Annotated in this window: 4 protein-coding genes; all 4 read right to left on the reverse strand. The window is 43.2% G+C overall.

Going from position 1 to position 7,176, the window contains the following annotated elements; all coding sequences use genetic code 11:
* Nucleotides 1-21 precede the first annotated feature (21 nt).
* The 4 genes from QVP67_RS09485 to QVP67_RS09500 all read right to left on the reverse strand — a co-directional run bounded on the left by QVP67_RS09485 (nucleotide 22) and on the right by QVP67_RS09500 (nucleotide 6,834).
* The gene (locus tag QVP67_RS09485) at nucleotides 22-1,002 is read right to left on the reverse strand and encodes a family 43 glycosylhydrolase (protein ID WP_022163329.1); all 981 of its coding nucleotides are present in this window, start codon (nucleotides 1,000-1,002) and stop codon (nucleotides 22-24) included.
* Between the two features lies 1 nt (nucleotide 1,003).
* Complete coding sequence (locus QVP67_RS09490) at nucleotides 1,004-3,457, reverse strand: glycoside hydrolase family 95 protein (protein WP_288180077.1); 2,454 nt, start codon at nucleotides 3,455-3,457, stop codon at nucleotides 1,004-1,006.
* Nucleotides 3,458-3,779: 322 nt separating this feature from the next.
* Complete coding sequence (locus tag QVP67_RS09495; RefSeq protein ID WP_022163331.1) at nucleotides 3,780-5,030, reverse strand: glycoside hydrolase family 5 protein; 1,251 nt, start codon at nucleotides 5,028-5,030, stop codon at nucleotides 3,780-3,782.
* A 148-nt stretch (nucleotides 5,031-5,178) separates the two neighbouring features.
* The gene (locus QVP67_RS09500; protein ID WP_022163332.1) at nucleotides 5,179-6,834 is read right to left on the reverse strand and encodes a hypothetical protein; all 1,656 of its coding nucleotides are present in this window, start codon (nucleotides 6,832-6,834) and stop codon (nucleotides 5,179-5,181) included.
* Nucleotides 6,835-7,176: the final 342 nt, after the last annotated feature.

Consider the following 7,176-nt stretch of genomic DNA (forward strand, 5'->3'; position numbering starts at 1 on the left):
CTCTTTCCACATATTGGTCTTTTATTCGTCCAGATAGGGACCTTTCTGATTCCACTGCACACGAACTTTAGAGAGGAACCAGGTTTTTCCATGATCATTGTTGCCCTGATAGAACAAATAGCATTGCTCTCCATCGTCCAAAATTCCCGGATGTCCAGACTCACTACTGTTCCATTCACCGGCTTTTCCTACAGCTAGAAAAGGATTATTACTGCAGCGCGTCCACACCAAGCCATCATGGCTTTCTGCAACGCCAATCTGCTGTGGCGCATTGTTATAATTGCCGGCATAAAACATATAAAGCTTACCATTGCGGTTGATGACCGAAGGAGCTTCAATGCAATTGCCTTCCCAAGCAAGTTCAGGAAAAAGTATAGGTGCCGAACATGCCTGTTTCCAGGTATCACGATCAAAAGAAGAATGTCTGGAAGTGACTGCCACACCTAAGTATTGTTTCTGATATGCCTGATCTCTGGTCGCATAATACAAGAAATACTGCCCATTGTATTCAAACACTTCTGCATCGATGGCTCTTCCGCAATTCCAATCGCCCGAAGGACGAAACACTGGATTAGTACGGTTACGTACAAAATGAATACCATCAACCGAATAAGCGTGGCAAATGGCATCCAACGCCCCATTGCCATATATCTGATAGAATAAATGTATGGTATCATTCCTTACGATGGCACAAGGAGCACAGATACCCTTCCGCTCCAAATCGGAATCCTGCAACGGATTAATCTCCCCTACTTTCTGCCAGGAATCTAAATCCTGACTCTCTGCAATGCCAATTCCCCATCCGATACCACGTTCTTTGGATTCTGGTATCGAATAATACATCAAATAATTCCCTTTCCATTTCAAGACATACGGATCCTTTGTAAAAGCCCTGCCCGTCCGGCTGCTGTCACCATACATCATGATACCTTTATGCAAATTTTGCCCCCACAAAGAAAGGGGGGCAATCATACAAATCAGATAAAAAACAAAAATCTTCATCTCACACAGGCTTTATAATATATTTCTTTCCATGTTTTACATCAAATACATTCAGATAGGTAGTTCCAGCTACGCTCTTCTGTTCAATGGTTTTCATCTTAACCCCTTTTATCTGTATGGGGGCATTCGTACGCAAACGGCACTCTGTATCTTTCATCGCAAACAATACCGCCTTTTTTAGTTTTCCATGTTCCCATGATATGTTCACTTCATAACCTCCGCGAGCTTTCAGTCCGATAATCTCTCCTGCATCCCACAACGAAGGTAAAGCTGGCAACAAATGTATTTCATGCAAATGACTTTGCAGTAACATTTCGGATATTCCTTCTACAACTCCAAAGTTCCCGTCAATCTGGAATGGAGGACAAGCATTAAACAAATTCGGATACGTTCCACCATTCTCCGAGAAACCTCGTTCCGTTGTATAGTTCAGATAGTTGTTAATCAACTTATAAGCATGTTCGCCATCCAAAAGACGCGCCCAGAAACAAACTTTCCATGCCAAAGACCAGCCCGTTCCTTTATCCCCTCTTTTCAACAAAGTCTTCTTACAGGCCTCAAACAATTCGGGAGTCCGATTGGCGGAAACATCATGTCCCGGATGCAGGCAAAATAAATGGGAAACATGTCTGTGCTGTGGTTCTGCATCTGCATAATCAGCTCCCCATTCATTCAGATCACCCTCAGCCCCCGGCTGATAAGGTAGCATCTTTACCAATGCCTCATTCAAAGAAACGGCAAAATCCTTGTCTGTGCCCAAAACCTGAATAGCTTCTATGGTATTCTCAAACAGATTCCGGATAAGTCCTAAATCCATCGTAGCTCCTTTGGTAACAGCCCACGCTTTCCCATCTTCACCTATAAACCGATGCTCAGGAGAAGTAGATGGAGAAGTCAGCAAATGCCCGTTGCCATCATCAATCAGCCAGTCAAGACAAAATTCTGCGGCTGATTTCATAATCGGATATGCAGTGTTTTTAAGATATTCCTCGTCGCCCGTATAAGCATATTTTTCCCACAAATGCTGTGAAAGCCAAGGAGAAGCCATTGTCCAATTAGCCCATTGCGGATCGCCCATTCCTAGATGACCAACCGGATTGGTCATGGCCCAAATGTCGGAATTGTGTCCAGCAGCCCATCCACGACATTTATAATAATCCGAAGCAACATACCGTCCGGTTTTCGACATGTTGATGATTTGCTGAATCATCGGTTCATTCATATCTCCCAAGCCTGTTTTGTCAGAAGCCCAGTAATTCATCTCAAAATTAATATTGGTTGTATAATTACTACTCCACGCCGGACGTACATCTACATTCCATATTCCCTGCAAATTGGCAGCAACTCCTCCTTTTCGTGAAGAAGCGATCAGAAGATAACGTCCGTACTGATACAACAACGTTTCCAACCCATGATCGGAATTATCTGTCTGATATGCTTGCAGACGTTCATCGGTAGGCATCTTTTCTTTGGAAGCCTCTCCTTTCAAATAGAAACCTAACTTATTAAAATATGAAGAATAATCAGCGATATGTGCCTGTTTCAGCTCATCGTAAGATTTCCCACAAACAGAGTCCAAATAAGCTTTGGCCAGTTTTTTCTCGTCTTTTCCTTCTGATACCGGGCATTTATCAAAACCATTGAAACTGGTAGCAATGGATATACCCAGAACAACCTCCGAAGCATCTGTTATCCGGATGCTTCCATCCGTCAAAGTTTCCTGCCCATCGTTTTTCAAAGTACGAATACGTGTCTGAAAGCGCATACCTCTACACGAATCTCCCCATTGAACAGGTTCGTCTGATGTATTAATATAAGTAGGATCGGCATGCGAAGGTGCCCTGCCTTCGACCAGCAAATCTTTTCCGTCAACTGCTACAGTAGCATGCATCTTAGTCTGTGTACGTAGTTCCAAATCAAGAGCCTGGGGTACCGATGAAGAGAAACGAACTACCACCACCTGATCAGGATAAGACACAAATGCTTCACGAATATACTCCACATTATCAGCCTTAAAACGAGTGGTAGCAATTGCACGTTGCAAGTCCAAATCACGATAATAGTCAGTTGTTTCTCCCTTGTATTGCTGCTTGATCAGCAAATCTCCGATTGGTGCATAAGATTGGCTGAACAATCCTTGCATATTATGTGCCAGCTGATCGGCCAAGGCATAGTTCTTTTCGTCCAAAGCCTTTCGTATTTGCGGCAAATAAACGAAAGCATCAGGATTAGGTCTTAAATTGACAGGTCCTCCGGTCCAAAAAGAACTTTCATTCAAATGGATTAGTTCTTCCGACGGACGTCCATACACCATAGCTCCCAAACGTCCATTTCCTAAAGGCAAAGCATTGATAAAATACTCTGCAGGTTCGTCGTACCATAAACGCATCACATTAGAGTTCTCCAATCGTCCAATATCTTCCTTACAGGATAGCAACATAACGGCAGCTCCCATAACGAATAACAAATTCCGTAACATACATGCTTTAACCATAGCTTCAACTATTCCATATTAATAATACATATTCCAAATAAAATCTTTTTCTCCGTAACAAATATACCCGATGTATCATTACCCAACAGGATGCAAATGATAACAAATAGATGCGTTTTGGATAACATTACAGCGTTATAATACTTTTTACTTCAATAAAACTTGTGATTTTCTGTTTTTATGTCTCTATTTTCAGGACATAGAAAGGGCTGTCAGCCGAAAAAATCCGACTGATTATTCAAAGTTTACCATCTATCAAAAAGAAATAACAGCTGTCAATGCTCTACCGGGGAGCTTGCTCGTAGACCGTCTGCAAGGTATAAGAACTATCCTCCGTAAACAGTCCTTTCTTCATGGCTCCGATCGCCTCAAGCGCACCCGGTTGCCAGTCGCCTGTAGCATGATTCAGCAGACACAGTCCCTTACCTCCGTCGTCCCAGTAGAAAGGAGCCAAACCATAGGTGCGGGCCGCCTTGTAAAAATATTCCAGATAGTATTTACGAAATGCCTCTTCCCTTTCGGTTGAACGGTGTATACATCCCATTTCACCGATGTATACCGGAACGCCTTTTTCTACAAAGTGTTCTTTCAGCGCTTTAAACTGACTGGCAATCTGATTTTCGTTGTCACCGGTCACCTTTTTAGCTGCATCTGCCGTATGTCCCCACTCTGTATATTTGTTGCTCATGGCATAATCCATAGGATCGTAACAATGCACAGATACCAGCAAACGGCCAGGCACAACGTCTTTAGGCAATACAAAACTCTGAAGAGTAAGTTCAATATTGGTAGCATAACCCGGTACGCATAAATAACGGTCGGTATTCTTGCCGCCAGTAGCACGTACTGTATTTACAAAAATCTGATTCCACTCGTTCAGAATAGCATACTGACGGCCACCGTCCTTCCGGTTATCTCCCCATCCCCAGCGACCGTCGTGGATTTCGTTCATCGCCTCGAACAGCAAAAAATGTCCTTTGTCCTTGAAACGGGCAGCTATTTGTGTCCACACAGCCTTCAACTGAGCCTTAATCGCCTCGTTTTGTTCTTCCCCCTGAATGGCTTTCTTCATGCTAAGCCAATAATTGTCATCATGATGTATATTAACAATAGCATTCAATCCGGCTTTCTCGGCATATTCTACAACTTCTTCCACACGTTTCAGCCACGATTCTTCCAATTTATATTCAGGCGCACTACCAATATGTCCCATCCAAGTAACAGGTATACGTACGGAAGTAAATCCGGCCGCAGCCAATTTGTCGAATGTAACTTGTGTCACAGGACGATTTCCCCAAACTGTTTCGTTGGACACACCTTCTGCTATGGCATCCAACTGATTGCCCAGGTTCCATCCCATACCCAGCCAACGTGCCACTTGCCATGCGTCTTTGTCTGCTTTCTCTGTATCGTTTGCCTCCGGATATGAATGAGCCTGTCCTCCTTGCAATACAAAAAAAGTGCCGCATAACAACAGGCATATAACTCTTGCCAATAGCGTTCCAGAATAGTTATTTGATAATTCTGTTTTCATGGTATTAATGATATTATAAAGTTATTTTATGTTTGTTTTCTCTCTAAATTATTCCACAAGTATAAAAAAGATAATCTACAAAAGTGTTTTTCTTATCCATTATATTCCATTTCGCGGGCTTTTAATTGCGGAAACGTTTTCCCGAAACTTACCGCATCCCGTTCACTGCTTTATCTGCCACTTCCGACCATGTACGGCGGATAAGTGTTTTCGAATACAAAGACGGACAGTATGCCGGTTTTTCGTCTGCCAACTGTTCGAGGCATCTCCAGGCATCGTCGTATTCTGCCAGATAAACTGTTTTATCTTCTTCCGTCAGCCCCTGTCTTATGGCAGCCAGATGGAACAACGCACGATAAATCCGATACATCTGCTTGCCATAACGACATGTCACCTTCATCGTTTCATCCAACAAAGCATCGGGGATGCTGATCTGCTCTGACAATTCAACGATCCGTTCCCAATATGTCACTGCCGTATCCTTCTCGGCCAACAGAGTCAGGACTTTCTCTTTGTTCTTTGGTAAGGCAGGAAAGGTTATGTATTCGTCTCTCACCCACATAGCAAAAACATCATTCGGGAAAGCAGCGCTACGCATTCCTCTCAGTGTAGCTTTCTCCGAAAGCAATGCCAATTCTCTGAAACGCGCCGCATCCTTACGAGAAAGTTTCAAACGCTTGGTCGCATAGTCATGGAAAATCTTTTCTTCCGGTTGCTGCGGTGAACGAGCCCACTGAGCCATTACCCATGCATTAAGGTCGCACCACAGCTCATTTTTAGGATAAGGTCCTTCCCATCCGCCACCGCGCGTCCAGGTCCACATACCGACCAACTTACCCGTATTATAAATATCGCGGATGCACCAGTACTTGCCTTCTTCCTTTTTTGCCCGGTCTTCTTCGAAACCTTCAATCACCCCACGAGCAATATAGTTGGGATATGCACCCTTGCCCTCATACTCGCGGGCACACTGAACTTCCACCAATTGCTGATGACGACCTAATCCCAAGACTTTACTAAAAGGATTTCCACGATGAAAATCGCCCTCACAATGTTTGATAGCAATCACCAGATTGGGATGAGGTTCAACCTGATCACTGATATATTGATATTTTTTTGCGTCTGTGTCGAATGCCCACCATGTCCTGAAAATAACCTTTTTGTTTAATTTTACACACACCTCTTCGCGCAATAAATTCATCAGAGGAATAATGCACTGATCTGCATTATCCTTTTTCTGAATGTGTCCTACATGAAACGGCGCATCTTCCAAATAGGTCTCGCCGATACGTACCACAATACCGTCCATCTGAGGGAACTGCTTGAAAAAAGCATTAAGCTGATAGCGCAATATACGCTGAACTAATGTATCCTGAGGATTACCAAATGTTTTTTCGATACCATATTTACTGACCAGCCGTTTGGGCAACAGAATCAAATCGCTCATGGCATATACGTCGACTCCGTTCCGCTTACAATCATTAAACAGTCCGTGCAGACGCGCCGCTTTCTTGTCGACCCATTCACGGTCGGGCGTACCCGGCGGAAGGATGTCTTTATCGAAATCGTCCCAGTTAATGGCCAACGTAGGCGAATCGAACAAAAAATAGCATTTTCCATTATAACCCATCGACTTCAATACGTCCGGTCTGTCGTACATACTCTCGTAAAGAGGTTCGCCCGGATTGTTGTGCACCATATCCATAATATAAGACAAACTTGCCGACTGCGAATGAACCGACAACGCCCCCATTGTGAATAAAAAGGTAAGAGTTAGTTTTTTCAGGTTAAACAATGTTTTCATGGTTTTATTTACTATATCATTAAATTTTCAGAACCGCCAATTTGCATTGGCTCACTTGCAAAATAACACAATTATTAGCCTAACAGTAGGTATAAAATAAAAACGGTTATGGTTCTTATCATAACAATACATACCCATTTTTAAGCAAACAAGAAGTTTATCTGCAATAAAAGGGGCGAAAAAACTTATAAATACCCTATCAGCCACTACCGAGCAACACTTGCACGGCTCGCGAGCCATGCTTGCAATACTCTTGGGAACTACTGGCAATACTCACGGACTTTACTTGCAATACTCGTGGGCTTTGTATGTAAAAGTCGGAGATTTTTAGAAATAGTTGCA

The organism is Bacteroides sp. CAG:633, assembly GCF_000435115.1.
Classification (GTDB): Bacteria; Bacteroidota; Bacteroidia; order Bacteroidales; family Bacteroidaceae; genus Bacteroides; species Bacteroides ndongoniae.